The organism is Scopulibacillus cellulosilyticus (assembly GCF_042665295.1).
In the GTDB taxonomy this organism is placed as follows: domain Bacteria; phylum Bacillota; class Bacilli; order Bacillales; family Sporolactobacillaceae; genus Scopulibacillus_A; species Scopulibacillus_A cellulosilyticus.
The window spans coordinates 83842-105260 of sequence record NZ_JBHTCO010000013.1 but is presented as its reverse complement, the minus strand read 5'-3'; the positions used below and the strand labels follow the sequence as shown (position 1 = coordinate 105260).

The window sequence follows — 21419 nt, the reverse complement described above, 5'->3', positions numbered from 1 at the left end:
ATGGTTGCTCTAATTATATCCATTATTTTTTGGCTGGTTGGAATACTGATTATATTTGGCGGGGAATATTTTGTATTTAAAATAAAGCATGCTCAGCATGATTTAAGAAAAAGTAAAGAGTCGTTAGAGTTTAATGATAATTCCGCAAGCATCGTAAGAGGAATTGAAGCCAAAGCACTTGATTATATTCCGTGGTACCTTATTAGAATTGCGGCTTCAATTGTCGGATTAATCGTTATTGCTTTCGGTTTTGTTGCCTTAGGTTTTGTATTTCGTTAATGCGCTTAACCCACTAACTATTTTCATCCTCAATAACAACTACCTCGCTTACCTCTTGATCTTGAATACGCTTAAGTATGAGGGTCAGAAGGCCTTTCTTATAAACGGCGTCAATCGGCTTTTGATATACAGGGTGGGGTAGTTCAATCGTTCTTTCAAAATGCCCTTTTGAAAATTCTTCATGGATCGTTTGATAGCCATTAACTGGATAATTAACATGTCCTTTTAATGTGATGGTTTGATGGTTGATAAATATTCTTACATCTTCCTGATTAACAAGCCCCGGAAGAGCAATAAGGCAATAAATGGTGCTTGATGATTCGTAAAGGTTAATAAGCGGCCAATCTCTCATAAAAATGTCTTGAAAGTCATGCCAAAAATCTTTTCCGAGAAAATCTGAAACGGATTTTTTCCACTCATTAAATTTTTGTTTTTGATCCACTCTGTTCACACCCTTCGTCATTTATTTTATGGGTAAATAACCAAAATGTGTTCAATTTGCTGTTAAAAATTTTGGGTATATTTTCTTTATTGTTATAAAGATTTTTATGTTATGATGACCTTGATATCCATATGAAATGAAAAGGGAGGATGCCTGATGTTAAGTAATGTCCTGGGGATGGTCGTTATTATATTTGTCATTAATATTATTTATGTGACACTTAATACGGTTAGAATGATTTTAACTTTTAAAGGTTATCGTTACTTGGCGGCATTTGTAAGTATTTTTGAAATTTGCATTTATGTTCTGGGACTAGGTCTAGTACTCAATCATTTAGACCAAATACAAAATCTGATTGCTTATGCACTAGGCTTTGCATCAGGCGTCATGGTCGGCATAAAGATCGAAGAAAAACTTGCACTTGGATATATTACAGTTAATGTGATTACAAGCAAGCTTGAAATGGATTTGCCGGAACATTTGAGAAATCGCGGCTACGGTGTAACGCATTGGACAGCCCATGGCAGAAAAGGGCAGCGTCTAATGATGGAGATATTAACGCCAAGACGAAATGAATTCGATCTTATGGATACGATTAAATCTTTAGATCCTAACGCATTTATTGTTTCTCATGAGCCTAAGACTTTCCATGGCGGATTCTGGGTCAAGTCTATTAGAAAGGGAATGAGATCTTGAAAAAGCCGAAAAAGAAGAAGTTTGTTGTTGATATAAATGATTCTATCAACGATTGCCTTAAATCAATGGATAAAGAAGGATATATACCTGTCCGGCGTATCGAAAAGCCAATTTTTAAAGAAGGAAAAAACGGTCCTGAGGTCATTGGCAGATCGATTGTTTTTGAGGGACGGTTAGACGAAAAATCCGAACAATAAAATATAAATAAAAAATAACGTTCGATATTCCGGTTGACATATGCTGAATAACCTTGATATGATGAAAATGTGATTAGGAAATAACATTTTAATATAATGTTCAAAAGCGAGAAAAACACTTATTTTGAACAATCTCTCATATAATCTTGGGAATATGGCCCATAAGTCTCTACCCGGCAACCGTAAATTGCCGGACTATGAGAGAAAGTTAGAGCGTTCTGCATTCAGCTCGGATTATATTCTGAGAATTAAGTCCAGAAGGTTCCGCTTTCTCTTGTATATGCGGTCCTTCTGGATTTTTATATTTAATAGATTATTATTATAAAAATTAGGTGGTGTCATAAATGGAGCCGTTAGTAGGCGTCATTATGGGAAGCAAGTCGGATTGGGAGACAATGAAGCATTCTTGCAATGTCCTGGAACAATTAGACATTCCATATGAAAAGAAAATCGTTTCTGCACACAGAACACCTGATGATATGTTCAGTTACGCGGAAAATGCAAGAGAAAGAGGCATCAAGGTTATTGTTGCCGGTGCGGGAGGCGCTGCTCATCTGCCAGGTATGACTGCAGCAAAAACAACGCTTCCGGTTATTGGCGTTCCGGTTCAATCAAAAGCGCTAAATGGGCTTGATTCTCTGTTGTCCATTGTGCAAATGCCTGCGGGGATACCAGTTGCGACAGTAGCCATTGGCCAAGCGGGTGCAACCAATGCCGGCCTGCTTGCTGCACAAATTTTATCTGCACATGATGAGGGTGTTGCCAAGCGGTTAGATGATTACCGGCTTTCATTAGAAAATAAAGTAAAGGAAAGTGAATTGCCTTGATGATAAACCGTGTATTACCAGGAGAAACTATTGGCATTCTAGGCGGAGGACAACTTGGCAGAATGATGGCGATCGCGGCTAAAGAGATGGGCTTTCACACGGCTGTACTGGACCCTGCCGACAATAATCCATGTGCCCAAGTATCCGATCAATCCATTGTGGCACCATATGATGATCTTGAAGCTGCCAAAAAATTAGCTGAGGCGAGTGATGTTATCACTTATGAGTTTGAAAATATTGACCTCGGAACAGTCAATGTCCTTGAGAAAAATGCTTACCTGCCGCAAGGACATAAGCTGTTAGATTTGACGAAAGATCGTATTAACGAAAAAGATATGCTGACGCGTTCAGGGCTGCAAGCGGCACCGTATAAAGCAGTCAATTTAATAGAAGATTTAGAAGAGGCAGTTAATCGTATCGGCCTTCCGGGAGTGTTAAAAACTTGTCAGGGAGGTTATGATGGAAAAGGCCAATATGTTATCAAAAATAATGATGACCTTGAGCAAGTGAAGGATGTTGTTGACGGTAAGACGAGATTTATTTATGAGAAATGGCTCGATTTCGATAAAGAAATTTCTGTTATCGTAACGAGAAGCACGACAGGGGAAATCGCAGTGTTCCCGGTCGCTGAAAATATTCATGTCAATAATATTTTACACCATACCATTGTACCGGCGCGCGTGTCCGAACAAGTCGAAAAAGAAGCAACCGGCATGGCGGTCACATTGGCTGAGAAAATGTCTTTAGTCGGAACGCTTGCTGTTGAAATGTTTTTAACAAAGGATCAAAAAATTTATGCTAACGAATGTGCGCCGAGACCGCACAATTCTGGACATTTTACAATCAATGCCTGTGAAACGTCACAGTTCCAGCAGCATATTAGAGCGGTATGCGGATGGCCATTAGGGAAAACAACACTGTTAAAACCGGTCGTTATGGTTAATATTCTTGGACAGCATCTTGAACCTGTTCTAAAACGAATCGATCAATTTCAAGACGTGCATCTGCACCTTTACGGAAAAGAAGAAGCGAAAACAAATCGGAAAATGGGTCATCTTACTATTTTAGGTGAAAATATAGAAGAGGCACTGCAAAAAGCTGCAGCACTTGGCATATGGCCAAATTTGAAACAGTCGGAGGCAACAGTATGATTGAACGTTATACAAGACCTGAAATGGGAGCAATTTGGACGGAAGAAAATAAATTTAAGGCATGGCTTGAAGTCGAAATTTTGGCAGATGAAGCGTGGTCAGAATTAGGGGTTATACCGAAAGAAGATGTAAAAAGGCTAAGGGAGAACGCCGCCTTCTCAATCGAACGCATCCATGAGATTGAGCAAGAAACGAGACATGATGTTGTCGCCTTTACAAGGGCAGTGTCTGAATCACTCGGCGAAGAAAAGAAATGGGTGCATTACGGTCTCACTTCAACCGATGTTGTTGATACCGCTCAATCCTATTTATTAAAACAAGCTAACGAGATCCTCTTAAAGGACATTGAAAATTTTATAGAAGTGATTAAAGAAAAAGCTAAAGAACATAAATACACAATCATGATGGGCAGAACGCATGGCGTCCATGCTGAACCAACAACATTCGGTCTGAAGATGGCCCTATGGTACGAAGAAATGAAACGCAACCTTGAGCGCTTCAAACAAGCAGCCGACGGCATCCGTTATGGCAAGCTCTCTGGTGCAGTTGGCACTTATGCGAATATCGATCCTTTTGTTGAAAAATACGTTTGTGAACATTTAGGTCTAAAACCGGCGCCGATTTCGACGCAAACGCTTCAGCGTGACCGTCACGCCCATTATTTATCGACGCTCGCATTAGTGGCGACTTCTATTGAAAAATTCGCAGTTGAAATCCGCGGCCTGCAAAAATCCGAGACGCGTGAGGTTGAAGAATATTTTGCAAAAGGGCAAAAAGGTTCGTCGGCGATGCCGCATAAACGCAATCCAATCGGTTCGGAAAATATGACGGGATTAGCAAGAGTGATCAGGGGCTATATGATGACCGCTTACGAAAATGTGCCGTTATGGCATGAGCGTGACATCTCTCATTCTTCAGCAGAGCGGATCATTCTTCCGGATGCAACGATTGCTTTAAATTACATGTTGAATCGTTTTAGTAACATCGTTAAGAACTTAACTGTCTTCCCTGAGAATATGAAGCGCAATATGCATAAAACGTTCGGCTTGATTTTCTCGCAGCGTTTATTGTTAACGCTGGTTGATAAAGGGCTTAGCCGTGAAGAAGCTTATGACATGGTTCAACCGCGGGCCATGGAAGCTTGGGAAACCGAAACGTCATTTAAGAGCATTGTTGAAAAAGATGACCGGATCACAAATGTTTTATCCCAACAAGAAATTGATGACTGTTTTGACGAAACGTATCATTTGAAAAATGTTGACTTTATTTTCGATCGCTTAGGTTTAAATAACTAATTTTATATGTTCAAAAAAAGGGATAACGAGGGAAGAAAATTGGAATGGCGAAGCAACAACATGCAGTTTTGCGGGTAAGCTCTGATTAATCTTTTCATAGATGCCCTTGTTTCCCTGTCTTTTGAATAACAACTATAAAGGGGCCGAACAACGATGAGTCAAATGCTCTATGAAGGTAAAGCAAAGAAAATTTTCCTAACTGACGATCCGTCCACCTTGCTTGTAAGCTACAAAGATGATGCAACCGCCTTTAACGGGAAGAAAAAGGCGGTTCTCCCCGGCAAGGGGCGCTTAAATAATCTTATTAGTGCTAAATTATTCGGTATTCTGAACAAAAAAGGCATTAATAACCATTTTGTGAAACGCTTGTCTGATAACGAACAATTGGTAAAGGCTGTTGAAATTATTCCTCTTGAAGTCGTAGTAAGAAATATCGCTGCCGGCAGCTTATCAAAGCGGCTTGGTTTAGAAGAGGGAAAGCCTCTTAAGCAGCCAATTATTGAATTTTATTTCAAAGATGATGAACTTGGCGACCCGCTAATTAATGATGATCATATTCGCATGATGCAAATAGCGGATGACACCGAGCTGAATCTTATCCGTCAGGCAGCACAAGAAGTCAATCGTGTGTTAACCGATTTATTTGATGGAATAGGTGTGCTGCTCGTGGATTTTAAGCTGGAGTTTGGCAAGCTGAAAACAAACGGAAATATTGTCCTTGCCGATGAAATTTCACCGGATACTTGCAGACTTTGGGACAAAAAGACCCATGAAAAGCTCGATAAAGATGTCTTCAGACGGGATATCGGCGACTTGCCGCAAGTCTATGAAAAATTGCTAGAAAGGCTGGAGGATGTCCAATGAAAAAAGTAAAAATTTATATTACGCTTCGGGAAAGTGTTCTTGACCCTCAAGGGCAGGCTGTAAAAAACTCGCTTCACAATATGTCATATGAAGATGTTCAGGACGTCCGTATTGGTAAATATATTGAGCTTGAAATGAAAGATTCGGAAGACTTGACTAAGAGAATTGAAGAATTGTGTGAGAAGCTTTTAGCAAATACAGTCATTGAAAACTATCGTTACGAGATAGAGGAAGGGGTCGCACAGTGAAAACGGCGGTTATTGTCTTCCCAGGATCCAATTGTGATACAGACATGTACTATGCGATCAAAGACGGTCTAGGCGAAGAAGTTGAGTACGTGTGGCATGATGACTCGTCTCTTGATGGTTTTGACGCGGTTATGATTCCAGGCGGATTCTCCTATGGCGATTATCTTCGTTCCGGTGCGATTGCCAGGTTTTCTAAAATTATGCCGGCGGTTATCCAAGCAGCAAATGATGGGAAACCGGTGCTCGGTGTTTGCAACGGATTTCAAATTTTATTAGAAGCCGGTCTTCTTCCAGGTGCGATGTTGAGAAATAAAAAATTGAAATTTATTTGCGAGACAGTCCCTTTAGCCGTAGAAAACAGCGAAACGATTTTTACATCTGAATATAACAAAGGCGACGTCATTCAAATTCCCATCGCTCATGGTGAGGGCAATTATTACTGTGATGAAGAAACGCTTAAACAATTAAAAGAACAAAATCGTATTGTGTTTAAATATTACGGCAAAAATCCTAACGGTTCAATTGAAGATATCGCAGGCATTATCAATGAAAAAGGCAATGTATTAGGTATGATGCCTCACCCTGAAAGAGCTGCGGACGCTCTGTTAGGCTCTAATGACGGACTTAAGTTATTTCAATCAATATTAAAACATTGGAGGGAATCGCATGCCGCTGTTACATCATGAACCAACACCAGAAATGATTGCTGAAGAAAAAATTTACCGTCAAATGGGTCTTTCTGATACGGAGTTCGGCATTGTTAAAGATCTCCTTGGCCGAAAACCAAACTATACGGAAATTGGATTATTTTCGGTCATGTGGTCCGAGCATTGCAGCTACAAGACTTCTAAACCCGTTTTGAAAAAGTTTCCTAGTTCGGGCAGCCATGTTCTTCAAGGGCCGGGAGAAGGCGCAGGAGTTGTTGATATTGGCGACAATCAAGCGGTTGTATTTAAAATAGAAAGCCATAACCATCCTTCAGCCATTGAGCCTTATCAAGGTGCGGCCACAGGTGTTGGCGGTATTATTCGTGATGTATTCTCCATGGGCGCACGTCCAATAGCTCTATTAAACTCTTTGCGGTTTGGCGACTTAAATCAAGCCCGGGTTAAATATTTATTTGAAGAGGTTGTTGCCGGTATTGCCGGGTACGGAAACTGTATTGGAATTCCGACGGTTGGCGGCGAAGTTCAATTTGATGAATGCTATAACGGCAATCCGCTCGTTAATGCGATGTGCGTCGGCTTAATTAATCATAAAGATATTCAAGTCGGTCAAGCAAGGGGCATTGGCAACACCGTGATGTATGTTGGCGCAAGCACCGGCCGTGACGGTATTCATGGAGCAACGTTTGCCTCTGAAGAATTAAATGAACAGTCTGATGAAAAGCGTCCAGCTGTCCAAGTAGGCGATCCATTTATGGAGAAGCTTTTGCTTGAAGCATGCCTTGAACTTATAAAATGTGACGCATTGGTCGGTATTCAAGATATGGGTGCTGCTGGATTGACCTCATCTTCAAGTGAGATGGCAAGTAAGGCAGGGGTCGGCATTCATATGAATCTTGATCTCGTTCCACAGCGTGAAAAAGGTATGACGCCTTATGAGATGATGCTTTCAGAATCACAAGAACGCATGCTGATTGTTGTGAAAAAGGGCCGCGAGGAAGAGATTAAAGAAATTTTTGCAAAATGGAATCTTCACGCGGTTACAATCGGTGAGGTTATTGAAGAGAAAGTCCTCCGTCTTGAACATAAAGGAGAGATTGTAGCTGACGTACCAGTTGATGCACTCGCAGAGGAAGCTCCTGTGTATCATATGCCATCAAAGGTTCCGGCTTATTATGAGGCCTTCCAAAAGCAGCCGGTTTGGCGGCCGAATATTGATTCGCCTAAAGACGTCCTTTTGCAATTATTAAAGCAGCCAACGATAGCGAGCAAGGAATGGGTCTACAATCAATATGATTATATGGTGCAAACGAACACTGTTGTCAGCCCTGGTTCAGATGCTGCTGTTGTCAGGATTCGCGGAACAAAAAAAGCTTTAGCCATGACAACAGACTGCAATGCAAAATATTTACTTCTTGATCCGGAAATGGGCGGAAAAATCGCTGTAGCGGAAGCGACAAGAAATATTGTTTGTTCAGGCGGACGCCCGTTAGCCATTACTGATTGCCTGAATTTTGGCAATCCAGAAAAACCTGAAGTCTTTTGGCAGCTGGAAAAAGCGGTGGCTGGTATGAGTGAAGCTTGTTCTGTTCTGGAAACGCCTGTTATCAGCGGAAACGTCTCTCTTTACAATGAAACGAATCAAAAGGCGATTGACCCAACGCCTGTTGTCGGTATGGTCGGCCTAATTGAAGATACCGAGCACATCACAACGTCACGATTTAAACAATCGGGTGATGCTATATATGTCATCGGCAAAGCGGATGCGTCATTTGAGGGCAGTGCTTGCCAGATGTTACTAGAAGGAAAAGCTTCAGGACGCGCGCCGCAATTAGATTTAACGGTTGAAAAACTGCGTCAAACGCAGCTTTTAGAGGCGATCAAGGCTGGTGTTGTTCAATCGGCACATGATCTTTCTGACGGCGGACTCAGCGTTGCGCTGGCTGAATGTCTCATTGATTCAGGACTGGGTGCCGACATTCAATTGGCTGATGATGTTATAAATGAACTATTTAGTGAAACGCAATCTCGTTTTGTTGTATCTGTTCCCGAGAATGTACGTGCAGACTTTGAGGAAATAGTTAACGATGCTGTTTATCTTGGACGTGTCACTGAAAATCCGATACTCACAATCAGCGGAAATGATGGTGAAGTATTAAAAGTAGAAGCAGCTGAGCTTGAAGACGCTTGGAAAGGAGCACTCTCATGTTTTATGACGAAAGAGGGCTAAAAGAAGAATGCGGAGTATTTGCGATTTGGGGACATGAGCAAGCGGCACAATTAACGTATTACGGCTTGCACAGCCTCCAGCATCGCGGACAGGAAGGCGCGGGTATTGCTGTTACTGACGGGCAAATGGTACACGATCATAAAGGTTTGGGGTTAGTTAATGATGTGTTTACACCCGAACAGCTGGAACAGCTAAAGGGTTATGCAGCCATTGGCCATGTCCGCTACTCAACACAAGGCGGCAAAGACTATGTTAATGTACAGCCGCTCGTTTTTCGTTCACAGACAGATACGCTGTCGCTTGCCCATAATGGCAATCTCGTTAATGCCCATGCCCTTAAATCCCAGCTTGAGGCACAGGGCAGCATTTTTCAAACAACGTCAGACACCGAAGTTTTAGCGCACTTAATTAAACGCGGCGGACCGCTCAGCTTTGTCAATAATGTGAAGTATGCCCTTTCGATGATAAAAGGCGCTTATGCCTTTGTCATCCTTCATGAAAATCAATTGTTGGCTGCACTCGACCCAAATGGTTTAAGACCGCTGTCGCTTGGCCGTTTAGGCGAAGCCTGGGTACTTGCTTCTGAAACATGCGCTTTTGACCTGATTGGCGCAACTTATGTCCGGGATGTAGAACCGGGTGAATTAATTATCATTGATGAAACCGGCATGAGATCAGAACGATTTTCATCATCCGTTCAGCGGGCGATTTGCAGCATGGAATATATTTATTTCTCTCGTCCTGACAGCAATCTTGAAGGTATTAATGTCCACGCAGCGAGGAAAAACCTCGGTATACAGCTTGCCAAAGAGGCGCCTGTTGACGCCGATGTTGTCACCGGTGTTCCTGACTCCAGTATTTCTGCAGCGATTGGTTACGCCGAAGAGTCAGGCATTCCTTATGAACTAGGATTAATTAAGAATCGTTATGTCGGCCGGACTTTCATACAGCCTTCACAGGAACTCAGGGAACAAGGGGTTAAAATGAAGCTTTCACCTGTCAGAGGCATTGTTGAGGGGAAGAAGGTTGTCATGATCGATGATTCAATTGTAAGAGGGACAACAAGCCGGCGTATTGTCCGGATGTTGAAAGAGGCTGGTGCAGAAGAGGTTCATGTACGGATCAGTTCACCGCCAATTGCTCATCCATGCTTTTACGGCATTGATATATCGTCAAAAGACGAATTAATTGCCGCAAACCATTCTGTGGAGGAAATGCGTGAACTTATTGAAGCAGATTCTCTCACTTTCCTTAGTGTTGAAGGCATGGTCAAAGCAATCGGCAGAGATTCATCAATGAACCATTGCGGCCAATGTCTGGCATGTTTTACCGGGAAGTATCCGACAGAAATTTATCCTGATACCGTTCTGCCCCATGAGAAAGAATTGCCAGTATAAAGGAGGATCACGATGGCTAACGCATATAAAGAGGCTGGTGTAGATGTTACAGCCGGTTACGAAGCAGTAGAACGAATGAAACAACATGTAAAGAAAACGATGCGTCCCGAAGTTCTCGGAGGGATTGGCGCCTTTGGCGGTGCCGTCGATTTATCATCCTTAAACATCAAAGAACCTGTATTAGTCTCTGGAACAGACGGTGTCGGAACAAAATTAATGGTTGCCATCGAATGTGACCGCCATGAAACGATCGGTATCGATGCTGTTGCAATGTGTGTCAATGATATTATCACCCAGGGGGCGGAACCGTTATATTTTCTTGATTATATTGCCTTAGGATCTCTTGTGCCGGAAAAAGTTGAAGCGATTGTCAAAGGAGTTGCCGATGGCTGCGAGCAGGCAGGCTGTGCCTTAATTGGCGGTGAAACCGCAGAAATGCCGGGCATGTATGGAGAAAATGATTATGATCTTGCCGGCTTTGCGGTTGGGGTCGTTGAGAAGGCAAAAATGATAACGAACGAAACAATCAAACCGGGTGATCAACTTATCGGTCTTGCTTCCAATGGCATTCACAGCAACGGCTACTCCCTTGTCAGAAAAACAATAACCGAAGCGGGACTGACGTTTAAGGATTGTTTTGACGAAACCGGCATAACGATCGGTGACGAACTTTTAAAACCGACACGTATTTACGTTAAGCCGCTGTTATCGTTATTGAAAAAATTCGAGATCAAGGGCATGGCTCATATTACAGGCGGCGGGTTTTATGAAAATATCCCGCGCATGCTTTCCAATGGTCTGGGTGCTGAAATTCGATTAGATTCATGGGAAACCCCGTCAATTTTTAATTGGCTTAAGCAAACCGGCGGCTATTCTGATGCCGATATGTATAACACTTTTAATATGGGCATAGGAATGGTGCTTGCTGTTAATGGAGCAGACGTACAACAGGTGATAGCCCAATTAATTGAAACGGGTGAACGCGCTTATCATATAGGATCAGTTACAGATGGCGGAAAGCTTAAATTAAAGGGTGAACAGCATGCATAAATTAGCTGTCTTCGCCTCAGGGAACGGCAGCAACTTTCAGGCAATTGCCGAGGCCGTTCGGTCCGGCGAACTCTATGCTGAAATCGTACTTGTTGTCTGTGATAAAAAGCAGGCCTATGTTATTGAGAGAGCCAAGTCTTTTGGAATAGAAACATTTGCGGCATCCCCGAAAGACTTTGAAAATAAATCAGCCTACGAACAGGCAATTCTCGAACAATGTCAAGGGCGTCATGTTGATTTGATTGTTTTGGCCGGTTATATGCGGCTTGTTGGGACAACGCTATTGTCCGCTTACAGAAACAAGATCGTTAATCTTCATCCATCATTATTACCGGCATTCCCCGGGCTTAACGCAATTGAACAAGCCGTCCGTGCCGGTGTGAAAGTTACAGGCGTTACGGTACATTATGTTGATGAAGGCATGGATACAGGTCCTATTATTGCTCAAGAGCCGGTACGAATCTATGAAAATGACTCGATAGATGAAATAGAAGCACGGATTCATCAAACAGAGCACAGCCTTTATCCGAAAACTATTGCAAACTTGCTAGAAGAGAATGTTCAAAAAGTCCGGGAAAAATAGCGGCGAAACAGTAAAGTTTGAGAAGCGTCGCTCGTTCCTCCTTTTTGAACACACATAAGAAAAGGGAGAGATTCACCATGACAAAAAAACGTGCGTTAATTAGCGTTTCAAATAAAGAGGGGCTTATTCCTTTTGTCCAGGCTTTAGTTGATCATCAGGTTGAGATTATTTCAACAGGCGGAACGAAAAAGTTAATTGAGGATGCTGGACTTCCTGTATTATCCGTATCTGACGTCACAGGCTTTCCGGAAATTCTGGACGGCCGAGTCAAAACGCTGCATCCGGCTATTCACGGCGGGCTCCTTGCTGTCCGCGGGAAAGCGGAACATATGGATGCTATTCGCGAACAAAGCATTGGCACGATCGACTTTGTCGTTGTCAATCTCTATCCTTTTAAAGAAACCATTACGAAACCTGACGTCACATATGAAGACGCGATTGAAAATATTGATATCGGCGGACCAAGCATGCTTCGTTCAGCGGCGAAAAATCATCAGTCTGTAACAGTTATTTGCGACCCTGCGGATTATTCAAAAGTGCTTGAATCCCTTAATGATGAAGCGGAAGTACCTTTTGAAATCAAACAGCAGTTAGCAGCTAAAGTGTTCCGCCATACCGCAGCATATGACGCACTCATTGCTGACTATTTTACAAAAGAAGCAGGCGTTGTCTACCCGGAAAAGCTGACAATCACTTATGAAAAGAAACAAGACTTGCGTTACGGGGAAAATCCTCACCAAAAGGCAGCTTTCTATTCCGCGCCTATCAAAAACAATTCAACGATCGCTGTAGCACACCAGCTTCATGGCAAAGCGTTATCTTATAACAATATTAAAGACGCTGATGCCGCGCTCGGCATAGTGAAAGAATATGACGAACCAGCCGTTGTTGCTGTTAAGCATATGAATCCTTGCGGCATTGGTGTCGGTGAAACGGTTAAGGCAGCTTATGAAAAGGCTTATGAGGCAGATCCTGTGTCTATTTTTGGCGGCATTGTTGCGGCTAATCGGGAAATTGATGGTGAAACGGCAGGACTTCTTAGCCAAATCTTTTTAGAGATTATTATTGCTCCGAGTTTTACAGAAGAAGCAATGGATATACTCACACAGAAAAAGAATATTCGTTTATTAACCGTTGATCTGAATGATGACAAACAAGCGGTGCCTCAATATACTTCTGTCGGCGGCGGTTTGCTTGTTCAAGATACAGATGTGAAAGGCTTAGATGACGTAGAACTTCAAGTTGTGACTGACCGTAAACCAACTGAAAAAGAATTAAAAGATTTATCCTTTGCATGGAAGGCAGTCAAGCATGTAAAATCCAATGCGATCGTTCTGGCAAAAGACGATAAGACCATTGGTATCGGTGCCGGACAAATGAATCGTGTTGGCGCCGCGAAGATTGCCATCGAACAAGCGGGTGAAAATGGTAAAGGATCTGTTATGGCTTCTGATGCTTTTTTCCCGATGAATGATACTGTTGAAGAAGCGGCAAAAGCCGGTGTGACTGCAATCATTCAACCAGGCGGATCAATTCGTGATCAGGAATCTATCGATAAAGCCAATGAATATAATATTGCCATGGTTTTTACTGGCATGCGTCATTTTAAGCATTAATTCAGAATCTTGAGGTTGAAGATTAGGGATCCTAAGATGATCTCAATGAATTTATATCCCGGTACAAGGTCCGTATGACTCCTGTCTCAAAACCTGAGTTCAAGCGCTCAAGTTTAGGAGAGGGATAACGGACGGTTACCGCGATTTGTTCAGCAGCCATCGGTGAGGATGAACAAAACCCCCACTGATGGAAGTTTCACTTTATCTGATCACTGATTTGAGCACCGGAATGAATGGCAACCCGGAAAAGGAGGATATCATGAAAGTCCTAATCATTGGTAAAGGCGGCAGAGAACATGTTTTAGCATGGAAAGTTGCGCAAAGCGAGCGTGTTGATCATGTTTATGCGGCCCCTGGAAGTGACGGAATAGCGAATGTTGCGGAATGTGTAGATATCCAAGAAACAGATTTTAACGGATTAGTAGATTTTGCAAAAAAGGAATCGATTGATCTGACATTAGTTGGGCCAGAGCAGCCGCTTGTTGATGGCATCGTCGATCGTTTTAAAGAAGAGGGACTGGAGATTTTTGGTCCAACCCAGGCGGCGGCACAAATTGAAGGCAGCAAACATTTCGCTAAAGCATTAATGAAAGACTATCATATTCCGACAGCAAGCTATGAAGTGTTTACCGACTATGAGGAAGCAAAAGATTATGTAGCAAAAGTAGGTGCACCTATTGTATTAAAAGCCGATGGTTTGGCTGCGGGTAAGGGCGTCATCGTCGCCATGACAGAAGAAGAGGCGATGGACGGTTTATCAGAGATAATGGCTGATGAAAAATTTGGCGAGGCTGGAAAGCGCGTTGTCATAGAAGAGTTTTTGACAGGGGAAGAGTTTTCATTAATGGCTCTGGTCCATGGTGAAACGGTTGTTCCGCTTGAAATTTCCCAAGATCACAAACGTGCCTTTGAAGGTGATAAAGGGCCGAATACAGGCGGCATGGGTGCCTACTCGCCGGTTCCGCATATATCACAGTCAATTGTGGATGAAGCAGTCGAAACCATTTTAAAACCGGCAGCAAATGCTATGATAGAAGAGGATTGTGAATTTACCGGTGTTTTATATGCTGGCCTGATGCTGACCGACCAAGGGCCAAAAGTGATAGAATTTAACTGCCGCTTTGGCGATCCGGAAACTCAAGTAGTTCTTCCGCGCCTTCAAACGGATTTAGTTGAAGTGCTTATGGACGTATTAAGCGGCGAAAAACCGGTTTTACAATGGTCCAATCAGGCAGTAGCAGGTATTGTACTGGCGTCTGAAGGCTATCCTGGTGCTTACGAAAAAGGCACCCTGATTGATGGATTCGAAAACCTTAATGAAGAGACAAAAGTTTTTCATGCCGGTACTAAAAAGGTTGACGGCAAGTGGGTGGCGAACGGCGGACGGGTTTTACTCGTGACTGGTTCCGCAGACACTTTAAAAGATGCAGTTCAAAAGGCAAATGATGAAATTGAAAAGTTAGATTGCGCTAAAGCATTTTACCGCAGTGATATTGCATATCGCGCATTACAGAAAGTATAAAAAATCAAGGCTGCCGATTTCGGCAGCCTGATTTTTTTATGAGCGACTTTCACTGATTTAGTTTTCGAGGCTGCATTAAAATTATATAATTATATTAATAATCAACAAATAACTTATGAAAGTGATGTGCATTATGGATTGGATCATACTTGTTTTGATTGTTCTTGCAGCAGCCTTTCTGCAAACAAGCACGGGTTACGGTTTTTCTATTATTGGCACACCTTTTTTGTTTTTGCTTTATCCGGCTCATACAGCCATACAAATTAATATTATCCTTTCCCTTTGTATTTCGGGCTGCATGATTTATAAAATAAGAAACGAAATAGACAAAGACTTATTATGGAGACTGATTAAAGGAAGCATATTAGGATTAATTCTTGGAATTTTTATATATCTCTATTTAGATGTTCAATGGTTAAAAATAACGGTCGGCGCACTTATCATTATTTCGACTGTACTGTTAATTTTAAAACTGACCATTCAACGGGCAACGAACAGGGATCTTTTAACCGGCGGTATTTCAGGTTTATTAACAACAAGCATAGGGGTGCCGGGTCCTCCTTTGCTGGTTTATTTTGCAGGCGTTGGAACTGCAAAGGAAACACTTCGCAGCACGACTTTAGCATATTATCTATTTGTATATTTTGTCAGCTTAGTGATGCAAATATTTTTTGATGGCACAAGTCAAGAAGTTTGGATTTCATCAATGATTGCAATTCCGCCGCTAATGGTGGGCATATTACTGGGACTTTTTTTATTTAAATGGATTAGTCAAAAAGCGTTCAAAATGATTACATACATTATACTTCTTTTTACAGGGCTCTATTTGTTAGTTACAAGTATTTAAAAAACGGGAAGCGCATTCTTCCCGTTTTTTTCAAAAGCTAAAAATAACCGCTTTAGTTATTTACTTTGCGAATGTATGGTAAAATAATGATTATAAGGTTATGTAAGCGTTTTAATTTTGTTGATATTATATTTATTCAGTCAATTAATTACTTTAGCAGCAAAGTTCTGGAAAAGAGGTTTTAACAATGGTTGTTCATCGTAAACTATGGAGCATTGATCAGTTAAGAACTCATGCAGCGGTAGTCAAAGGGGAAGTTCAGCCCACTAAGGTACTTTTAAATGGCACTTATTTAAATAGTTATTTAAAACGCTGGGAACAAGCGAATATATGGATATATCAAGATCGGATTGTCTATGTCGGCAGCCGCGTACCGTTAGACTTGGAAGGGATTGAAGTTATTGACTGCGAAGGGTACTATCTAGTCCCGGGTTATATCGAACCGCATGTTCATCCGTTTCAGCTCTACCATCCTGAGACGCTCTCAGCTTATGCTGCTAAGCATGGAACGACGACGTTAATATGTGATAACCAAGTTTTCTATCAAAGTTTTTCAGACGAAAAAAGCTTTGAAATTATTAATCAATTAGATAAGCTTCCGGTATCTTTATACTGGTGGTGCCGGTATGATTTGCAAACAGAGCTTTTAGAAGATCAAATTTCTGACGGGCGCGTTCGGAATTGGATAAATCACCCATCGGTTATACAAGGCGGTGAACTGACAAGCTGGCCGCAAGTCCTTTATGGCGATAATCAAATTTTGCAATGGATGCAAGAAACGAAGCAATTAGGAAAACCGGTGGAAGGACATCTGCCGGGAGCCTCTGAAAAGACGCTCACACAAATGAAACTTTTAGGCGTTGATTGCGACCATGAAGCAATGACAGGTGAGGAAGCGATAAGAAGGCTGAGACTTGGATATACAACATCGCTGCGGTATTCTTCGATACGTCCGGATTTACCGGTAATTTTAAAAGAAATGATTGAGGAAGGCATTACAAATTTTGATCATGCATATATGAACACTGATGGGATGACACCAGCCTTTTATGATGAAGGTGTTATGGATCGCTGCGTGGAAATTGCATTAGAACAAGGCGTGCCCGAGATTGATGCCTATATGATGGCTTCATCGAACGTCAGCAATCACTACAACATGGATGATATTCTTGGTCATATTGCACCTGGAAGGGTTGCGCATATTAACATTTTAGCATCTCCAAAGTCTCCTAATCCGGACGGTGTGATTGCAAAAGGTGAGTGGGTGAAGAAGAATAATGATCCATGTTATCCCTTTGAAGCGCAATTTTCATTAAAAGAAGCATTTGAACCCCTGGAAATTAATTGGGATCTCCAAGAAAGTATGCTTGAGGCAACTGAAACGATAGGCTTAGAAATGATAAATGCGGTTATCACTAAGCCTTTTGAACTTGAAAATCTTCCAAAAGAAAATGAGCTTCCTGACGGTGTCAGTTATTTAACATTAATTGACCGTCATGGACAATGGGTAATGAACACCTTTGTAAAAGGCTTTGCCGACAATGTCTCGGGTTTGGCCAGCAGTTTTTCCAGTACAGGCGACTTTATATTAATCGGACGAAGCAAATCGGATATGATCAAAGCTTTTCAAAAGATGAAGCAAATAAAAGGCGGATTCGTTCTTGTGGAAAATGGAAAAGAGATCATGAGTATGGAGCTGTCTGTCGGCGGTAAAATGTCATCCAAACCTATGGAGACATTAATTGAAGAGCAAAAGCAATTCATGACTGAGTTAAGGAGCAGAGGCTATAAGTTTGAGGATCCAATTTACAGCTTTCTATTTTTCTCATCGACCCATTTGCCTTATATTCGCGTCACACAGCTCGGGATGTTTGATGTTATGAGAAGAAAAGTAATTGTTCCTTCAAAACCCCTTAATTAAATATGTGACTTTTATGGACTAATACATTAATAGACAAAATCGCAATAATGTTTATATAATAATGAAGAAGGGTGGACGATTACATAGGGATTACCCTTTTTTCGAAACAAAGATAGAGTCCCGGGTCATAGAGGTTCAAGATAAAGTTTCATGAAAAGGAGTTAGATAAAAATGCAAATAGATAAATTAAGAGGTCAAACTCTTGATCAATTATTCAATGCGATCCTTTCACTTAAAGATCTTGAAGAATGCTATCAGTTTTTTGATGATTTATGCACGATGGGTGAAATTCAATCACTTGCTCAAAGGTTAGAAGTGGCACGCATGTTAATGGAAGGTTTTACTTATCACCGTATCGAAGAAGACACTGGAGCAAGCACTGCAACCATTTCCCGCGTTAAGCGCTGCATCAATTATGGGAATGATGGCTATCAGATGACACTTGAACGGATTCATAAAGATAAAAAGGAAGAATAATCAATTTATATTTGGGCGCTTTATGCGTCCATTTTTTGTTGTTATAATAATCTTTTAGAGTACGTTCAAAAACAGGGTAAATGATACTCCTTTACCTTTTGGACATCCTCTTAGAAATGTATTTTAGGAGGAAAATAAAGCATGGAAACTTATAAAGAGTGGCAGCATGCATTTAAATTAGATCCTAATCGGCCGATCGGCGATGATGCTATTGAGAAAATTTGTGAATCGGGCACCGATGCGGTCATCGTTGGCGGTACTGACGGTGTAACGTTGGATAATACATTGTACCTGCTTAGCCGCATAAGGCAATTTGCTGTCGATTGTGCTTTAGAAATATCTAATCTTGATGCTGTAACACCGGGATTTGATTATTACTTTATCCCAACGGTATTAAATACGGGCGATTCGGATTGGATTGTCGGCAAACATCATGAGGCTGTTAAGGCATTTGGAGAGACGATTAACTGGGATGAAGTTGTCGTTGAAGGTTATTGCATTTTAAATCCGGATGCTAAAGCGGCGCAATTAACCGAAGCACAAACGAATCTTTCTATAGATGATGTATCGGCCTACGCAATGATGGCTGAGAAGATGTTTAAGCTCCCTGTCTTTTATCTGGAGTACAGCGGGCAATACGGAAACATTGACATTGTAAAGAAAGTGCGAAGCCAATTAAAAGAGACAAAGTTCTTTTACGGCGGCGGCATCCATCATAAAAAGCAGGCAGAAGAAATGGCTCAATTTGCTGATACGGTTATTGTAGGAAATGCTGTCTATGATAATCTTAAAGAGGCGCTTAGGACCGTTCGGGCAGTCAAAAAAGTAAAGAACGGCGACTAGATTTAGATTTTTGAACAACCTTTAATAGGGCGGTGAAATAATGCAAGACATAGTAGACCAGCTTTTGGAAGGATTAAATCCTGAACAAAAGGCAGCTGTTAAGCATTCAGAAGGCCCGCTATTGATTATGGCGGGTGCCGGAAGCGGGAAAACCCGCGTGTTAACCCACAGGATTGCTTATCTGTTAATTGAAAAGCAAGTAGCACCGTGGAATGTTTTGGCGATTACATTTACAAATAAAGCGGCGAAAGAAATGCAGAAGCGGATTTCCGATTTAACCGGGCCGTTGGCAGAAGATATTTGGGTATCGACATTCCACTCAATGTGTGTAAGGATTTTACGGCGTGATATCGACAGAATTGGTATCAATCGTAATTTTTCTATTCTTGACACGACAGACCAGCTATCTGTTATCAAACAAATCTTAAAGGAAAAGAATGTCGATCCGAAAAAATTCACGCCGAGGAGCATTCTCGGAACAATCAGTTCGGCTAAGAACGAATTGAAGACAGCCGATGATTTTAAGAAAACGGCTAAGGGTCCGTACGAAGAGATTGTTAGAGATGTTTATGTTGAATATGAAAAGCGTCTATTAAAAAATCAATCCCTCGATTTTGACGATCTGATTATGACAACAATTCACTTATTCAAACGAGTGCCTGAAACTTTGAGCTATTATCAGAAAAAGTTTCAGTATATTCATGTGGATGAATATCAAGATACCAACCGTGCCCAATATGTCCTTGTCAATATGTTAGCCGACCGTTTTAAAAATTTATGTGTTGTCGGTGACTCGGATCAATCGATTTATCGTTGGCGCGGCGCGGATATTAAAAACATCCTATCCTTTGAAGAAGACTATCCGGATGCCAAGGTTATCTTACTTGAGCAAAATTATCGTTCAACGAAGCGGATACTGCAAGCCGCTAACCATGTCATTAAGAATAACCATGGCAGAAGGGCGAAGAATTTATGGACCGACAATGATGACGGCCAATTTATTGAATACTTTCAAGGCGGAACGGAACAAGAAGAAGGCTATTTTGTGGCCGGAAAAATGAGCGAATTAAATAAGGAAGGCTTTCGTTATTCTGATATGGCCGTCTTGTACCGGACGAATGCTCAAAGCCGTGTCATTGAGGAAACCTTAATGAAGTCGAATATCCCTTATCGGATGGTTGGCAGCATTAAATTCTATGATCGTAAGGAAATTAAAGATATTTTAGCTTATTTAAGACTCATCACAAATCCTGACGATGATATCAGCTTAGCTCGTGTTGTTAACGAACCAAAAAGGGGCATTGGCGCTACGTCAATGGACAAACTGGCTGATTATGCATTGGCTCATGATTTATCGCTTATGCAAGCCATTCAAGAAGTAGAACAGACGAACGTATCAAGGCGGGCGGCCGGCGCGTTAAGTGAATTTGGCGAACAAATCCTTAATTGGTCGAAGATGCAGGAATATTTATCTGTCACAGAACTTGTTGAAGAGGTATTAGATAAGACAGGATACAGAGACGCATTAAAAGAAGAAAAAACAATCGAAGCGACAAGCCGCTTAGAAAATATTGATGAATTTTTATCAGTCACACAAGATTTTGAGAAAAATAATGATGATAAATCACTTGTTGCCTTCTTAACGGAGCTTGCGCTGGATTCCGATATTGATAAAGACGAAGAAGACAATCAAAACGATGATGCAGTAACGTTAATGACGCTGCACTCAGCGAAAGGATTGGAATTCCCTGTTGTCTTTTTAATCGGGTTGGAAGAAGGGATTTTCCCTCATATAAGGGCGCTGGATGAAGAAGAAGAAATGGAAGAAGAACGCCGTTTAGCTTATGTTGGTATAACACGGGCTGAGAAGGCATTGTTTTTAACAAATGCCAGAATGAGAACTTTGTTTGGACGTACGAATACTAACCCTGTCTCTAGATTTATCGCGGAAATCCCCGACGAATTAGTTACAAATAAAACACCTCAGCCAACCGCTTTTAAGTCATCTGGCGGCGGGTTTGGCCAACGGACGATGGCACCGAAGTCAAGCAAGCCGTTTTTAAAGAAGCAAAATGTCAACTCACCATCTGATTGGCAGGTTGGTGATCAGGTCCTTCACAAGAAGTGGGGGAAAGGAACCGTTGTCAGTATTAAAGGCGCAGGGGACAGCATGGAACTGGATATCGCTTTTCCAAAGCCAGTCGGCATGAAACGCTTGTTGGCATCGTTTGCCCCAATAGAAAAAGTGAAGTAACCGGTAAGGAGTGAA

General features: G+C 41.7%; 21 protein-coding genes and 1 riboswitch. Of the genes, 20 read left to right on the top strand and 1 reads right to left on the bottom strand.

Annotated elements, in window-relative coordinates:
* The gene (locus ACFQRG_RS11120; protein WP_380966010.1) at positions 1-279 is read left to right on the top strand and encodes a hypothetical protein; all 279 of its coding nucleotides are present in this window, start codon (positions 1-3) and stop codon (positions 277-279) included.
* Between the two features lie 13 nt (positions 280-292).
* Here the strand turns inward: ACFQRG_RS11120 and ACFQRG_RS11115 are convergent, their stop codons facing one another.
* A complete protein-coding gene (locus ACFQRG_RS11115) occupies positions 293-721 on the bottom strand; it encodes an Hsp20/alpha crystallin family protein (RefSeq protein ID WP_380966009.1) in 429 nt (142 codons plus the stop codon).
* Positions 722-877: 156 nt separating this feature from the next.
* Here ACFQRG_RS11115 and ACFQRG_RS11110 point away from each other — a divergent pair, with 156 nt between their 5' ends.
* The 19 genes from ACFQRG_RS11110 (at position 878) to pcrA (ending at position 21404) form a co-directional block, all read left to right on the top strand.
* Complete coding sequence (locus ACFQRG_RS11110) at positions 878-1417, top strand: DUF2179 domain-containing protein (protein WP_380966008.1); 540 nt, start codon at positions 878-880, stop codon at positions 1415-1417.
* Positions 1414-1614 (top strand): NETI motif-containing protein, encoded by a 201-nt coding sequence (locus tag ACFQRG_RS11105; RefSeq protein WP_380966006.1) that lies wholly within the window; start codon positions 1414-1416, stop codon positions 1612-1614. Before ACFQRG_RS11110 ends, ACFQRG_RS11105 begins: the two co-directional genes overlap by 4 nt.
* A gap of 116 nt (positions 1615-1730) precedes the next feature.
* Positions 1731-1832, top strand: a riboswitch (purine riboswitch).
* Positions 1833-1958: 126 nt separating this feature from the next.
* Positions 1959-2441: a 5-(carboxyamino)imidazole ribonucleotide mutase gene (gene purE, locus ACFQRG_RS11100; RefSeq protein WP_380966005.1), complete on the top strand. Its 483-nt coding sequence runs from the start codon at positions 1959-1961 to the stop codon at positions 2439-2441.
* Entirely contained in the window at positions 2441-3592 is a 1152-nt protein-coding gene (gene purK / locus ACFQRG_RS11095) for a 5-(carboxyamino)imidazole ribonucleotide synthase (protein ID WP_380966004.1), read from the top strand. Before purE ends, purK begins: the two co-directional genes overlap by 1 nt.
* A complete protein-coding gene (gene purB, locus ACFQRG_RS11090) occupies positions 3589-4887 on the top strand; it encodes an adenylosuccinate lyase (RefSeq protein WP_380966002.1) in 1299 nt (432 codons plus the stop codon). The genes purK and purB overlap by 4 nt, the downstream gene beginning before the upstream one ends.
* A 153-nt stretch (positions 4888-5040) precedes the next feature.
* Positions 5041-5751 carry a phosphoribosylaminoimidazolesuccinocarboxamide synthase gene (purC, locus tag ACFQRG_RS11085; RefSeq protein ID WP_380966001.1) on the top strand — a complete coding sequence of 237 codons (711 nt, stop codon included), beginning with the start codon at positions 5041-5043 and terminating at the stop codon, positions 5749-5751.
* Positions 5748-5999 carry a phosphoribosylformylglycinamidine synthase subunit PurS gene (purS, locus tag ACFQRG_RS11080; protein WP_380966000.1) on the top strand — a complete coding sequence of 84 codons (252 nt, stop codon included), beginning with the start codon at positions 5748-5750 and terminating at the stop codon, positions 5997-5999. Before purC ends, purS begins: the two co-directional genes overlap by 4 nt.
* Positions 5996-6685 (top strand): phosphoribosylformylglycinamidine synthase subunit PurQ, encoded by a 690-nt coding sequence (purQ, locus tag ACFQRG_RS11075; protein WP_380965998.1) that lies wholly within the window; start codon positions 5996-5998, stop codon positions 6683-6685. Before purS ends, purQ begins: the two co-directional genes overlap by 4 nt.
* Positions 6666-8894: a phosphoribosylformylglycinamidine synthase subunit PurL gene (gene purL / locus ACFQRG_RS11070; RefSeq protein ID WP_380965996.1), complete on the top strand. Its 2229-nt coding sequence runs from the start codon at positions 6666-6668 to the stop codon at positions 8892-8894. The genes purQ and purL overlap by 20 nt, the downstream gene beginning before the upstream one ends.
* Positions 8870-10291, top strand: coding sequence for an amidophosphoribosyltransferase (gene purF / locus ACFQRG_RS11065; protein WP_380965995.1), 1422 nt, complete (start codon positions 8870-8872; stop codon positions 10289-10291). Before purL ends, purF begins: the two co-directional genes overlap by 25 nt.
* A gap of 12 nt (positions 10292-10303) precedes the next feature.
* The gene (purM, locus tag ACFQRG_RS11060) at positions 10304-11341 is read left to right on the top strand and encodes a phosphoribosylformylglycinamidine cyclo-ligase (protein WP_380965994.1); all 1038 of its coding nucleotides are present in this window, start codon (positions 10304-10306) and stop codon (positions 11339-11341) included.
* Complete coding sequence (purN, locus tag ACFQRG_RS11055; RefSeq protein ID WP_380965993.1) at positions 11334-11924, top strand: phosphoribosylglycinamide formyltransferase; 591 nt, start codon at positions 11334-11336, stop codon at positions 11922-11924. Before purM ends, purN begins: the two co-directional genes overlap by 8 nt.
* A gap of 77 nt (positions 11925-12001) precedes the next feature.
* The gene (gene purH / locus ACFQRG_RS11050; RefSeq protein ID WP_380965992.1) at positions 12002-13540 is read left to right on the top strand and encodes a bifunctional phosphoribosylaminoimidazolecarboxamide formyltransferase/IMP cyclohydrolase; all 1539 of its coding nucleotides are present in this window, start codon (positions 12002-12004) and stop codon (positions 13538-13540) included.
* A gap of 259 nt (positions 13541-13799) precedes the next feature.
* Positions 13800-15062, top strand: coding sequence for a phosphoribosylamine--glycine ligase (gene purD / locus ACFQRG_RS11045; protein WP_380965991.1), 1263 nt, complete (start codon positions 13800-13802; stop codon positions 15060-15062).
* Positions 15063-15195: 133 nt separating this feature from the next.
* A complete protein-coding gene (locus tag ACFQRG_RS11040; RefSeq protein ID WP_380965990.1) occupies positions 15196-15909 on the top strand; it encodes a sulfite exporter TauE/SafE family protein in 714 nt (237 codons plus the stop codon).
* A 187-nt stretch (positions 15910-16096) separates the two neighbouring features.
* Complete coding sequence (locus ACFQRG_RS11035) at positions 16097-17830, top strand: adenine deaminase C-terminal domain-containing protein (RefSeq protein WP_380965989.1); 1734 nt, start codon at positions 16097-16099, stop codon at positions 17828-17830.
* Positions 17831-18001: 171 nt separating this feature from the next.
* Positions 18002-18307, top strand: coding sequence for a YerC/YecD family TrpR-related protein (locus tag ACFQRG_RS11030; protein ID WP_380965988.1), 306 nt, complete (start codon positions 18002-18004; stop codon positions 18305-18307).
* 141 nt (positions 18308-18448) lie between these two features.
* Positions 18449-19150 carry a heptaprenylglyceryl phosphate synthase gene (pcrB, locus tag ACFQRG_RS11025; RefSeq protein ID WP_380965986.1) on the top strand — a complete coding sequence of 234 codons (702 nt, stop codon included), beginning with the start codon at positions 18449-18451 and terminating at the stop codon, positions 19148-19150.
* Positions 19151-19190: 40 nt separating this feature from the next.
* Positions 19191-21404, top strand: coding sequence for a DNA helicase PcrA (pcrA, locus tag ACFQRG_RS11020; RefSeq protein WP_380965985.1), 2214 nt, complete (start codon positions 19191-19193; stop codon positions 21402-21404).
* The last annotated feature ends 15 nt before the right edge of the window (positions 21405-21419 follow it).

Bases quoted from the DNA above. Each gene is read 5' to 3' on its own strand.
- purM (WP_380965994.1), top strand. From the start codon at position 10,304: ATGGCTAACGCATATAAAGAGGCTGGTGTAGATGTTACAGCCGGTTAC.
- pcrA (WP_380965985.1), top strand. From the start codon at position 19,191: ATGCAAGACATAGTAGACCAGCTTTTGGAAGGATTAAATCCTGAACAA.
- ACFQRG_RS11030 (WP_380965988.1), top strand. From the start codon at position 18,002: ATGCAAATAGATAAATTAAGAGGTCAAACTCTTGATCAATTATTCAAT.
- purN (WP_380965993.1), top strand. From the start codon at position 11,334: ATGCATAAATTAGCTGTCTTCGCCTCAGGGAACGGCAGCAACTTTCAG.
- purE (WP_380966005.1), top strand. From the start codon at position 1,959: ATGGAGCCGTTAGTAGGCGTCATTATGGGAAGCAAGTCGGATTGGGAG.
- purF (WP_380965995.1), top strand. From the start codon at position 8,870: ATGTTTTATGACGAAAGAGGGCTAAAAGAAGAATGCGGAGTATTTGCG.
- ACFQRG_RS11120 (WP_380966010.1), top strand. From the start codon at position 1: ATGGTTGCTCTAATTATATCCATTATTTTTTGGCTGGTTGGAATACTG.
- purH (WP_380965992.1), top strand. From the start codon at position 12,002: ATGACAAAAAAACGTGCGTTAATTAGCGTTTCAAATAAAGAGGGGCTT.
- pcrB (WP_380965986.1), top strand. From the start codon at position 18,449: ATGGAAACTTATAAAGAGTGGCAGCATGCATTTAAATTAGATCCTAAT.
- purD (WP_380965991.1), top strand. From the start codon at position 13,800: ATGAAAGTCCTAATCATTGGTAAAGGCGGCAGAGAACATGTTTTAGCA.
- purL (WP_380965996.1), top strand. From the start codon at position 6,666: ATGCCGCTGTTACATCATGAACCAACACCAGAAATGATTGCTGAAGAA.
- ACFQRG_RS11035 (WP_380965989.1), top strand. From the start codon at position 16,097: ATGGTTGTTCATCGTAAACTATGGAGCATTGATCAGTTAAGAACTCAT.
- purC (WP_380966001.1), top strand. From the start codon at position 5,041: ATGAGTCAAATGCTCTATGAAGGTAAAGCAAAGAAAATTTTCCTAACT.
- purB (WP_380966002.1), top strand. From the start codon at position 3,589: ATGATTGAACGTTATACAAGACCTGAAATGGGAGCAATTTGGACGGAA.
- ACFQRG_RS11110 (WP_380966008.1), top strand. From the start codon at position 878: ATGTTAAGTAATGTCCTGGGGATGGTCGTTATTATATTTGTCATTAAT.
- purK (WP_380966004.1), top strand. From the start codon at position 2,441: ATGATAAACCGTGTATTACCAGGAGAAACTATTGGCATTCTAGGCGGA.
- ACFQRG_RS11040 (WP_380965990.1), top strand. From the start codon at position 15,196: ATGGATTGGATCATACTTGTTTTGATTGTTCTTGCAGCAGCCTTTCTG.
- purS (WP_380966000.1), top strand. From the start codon at position 5,748: ATGAAAAAAGTAAAAATTTATATTACGCTTCGGGAAAGTGTTCTTGAC.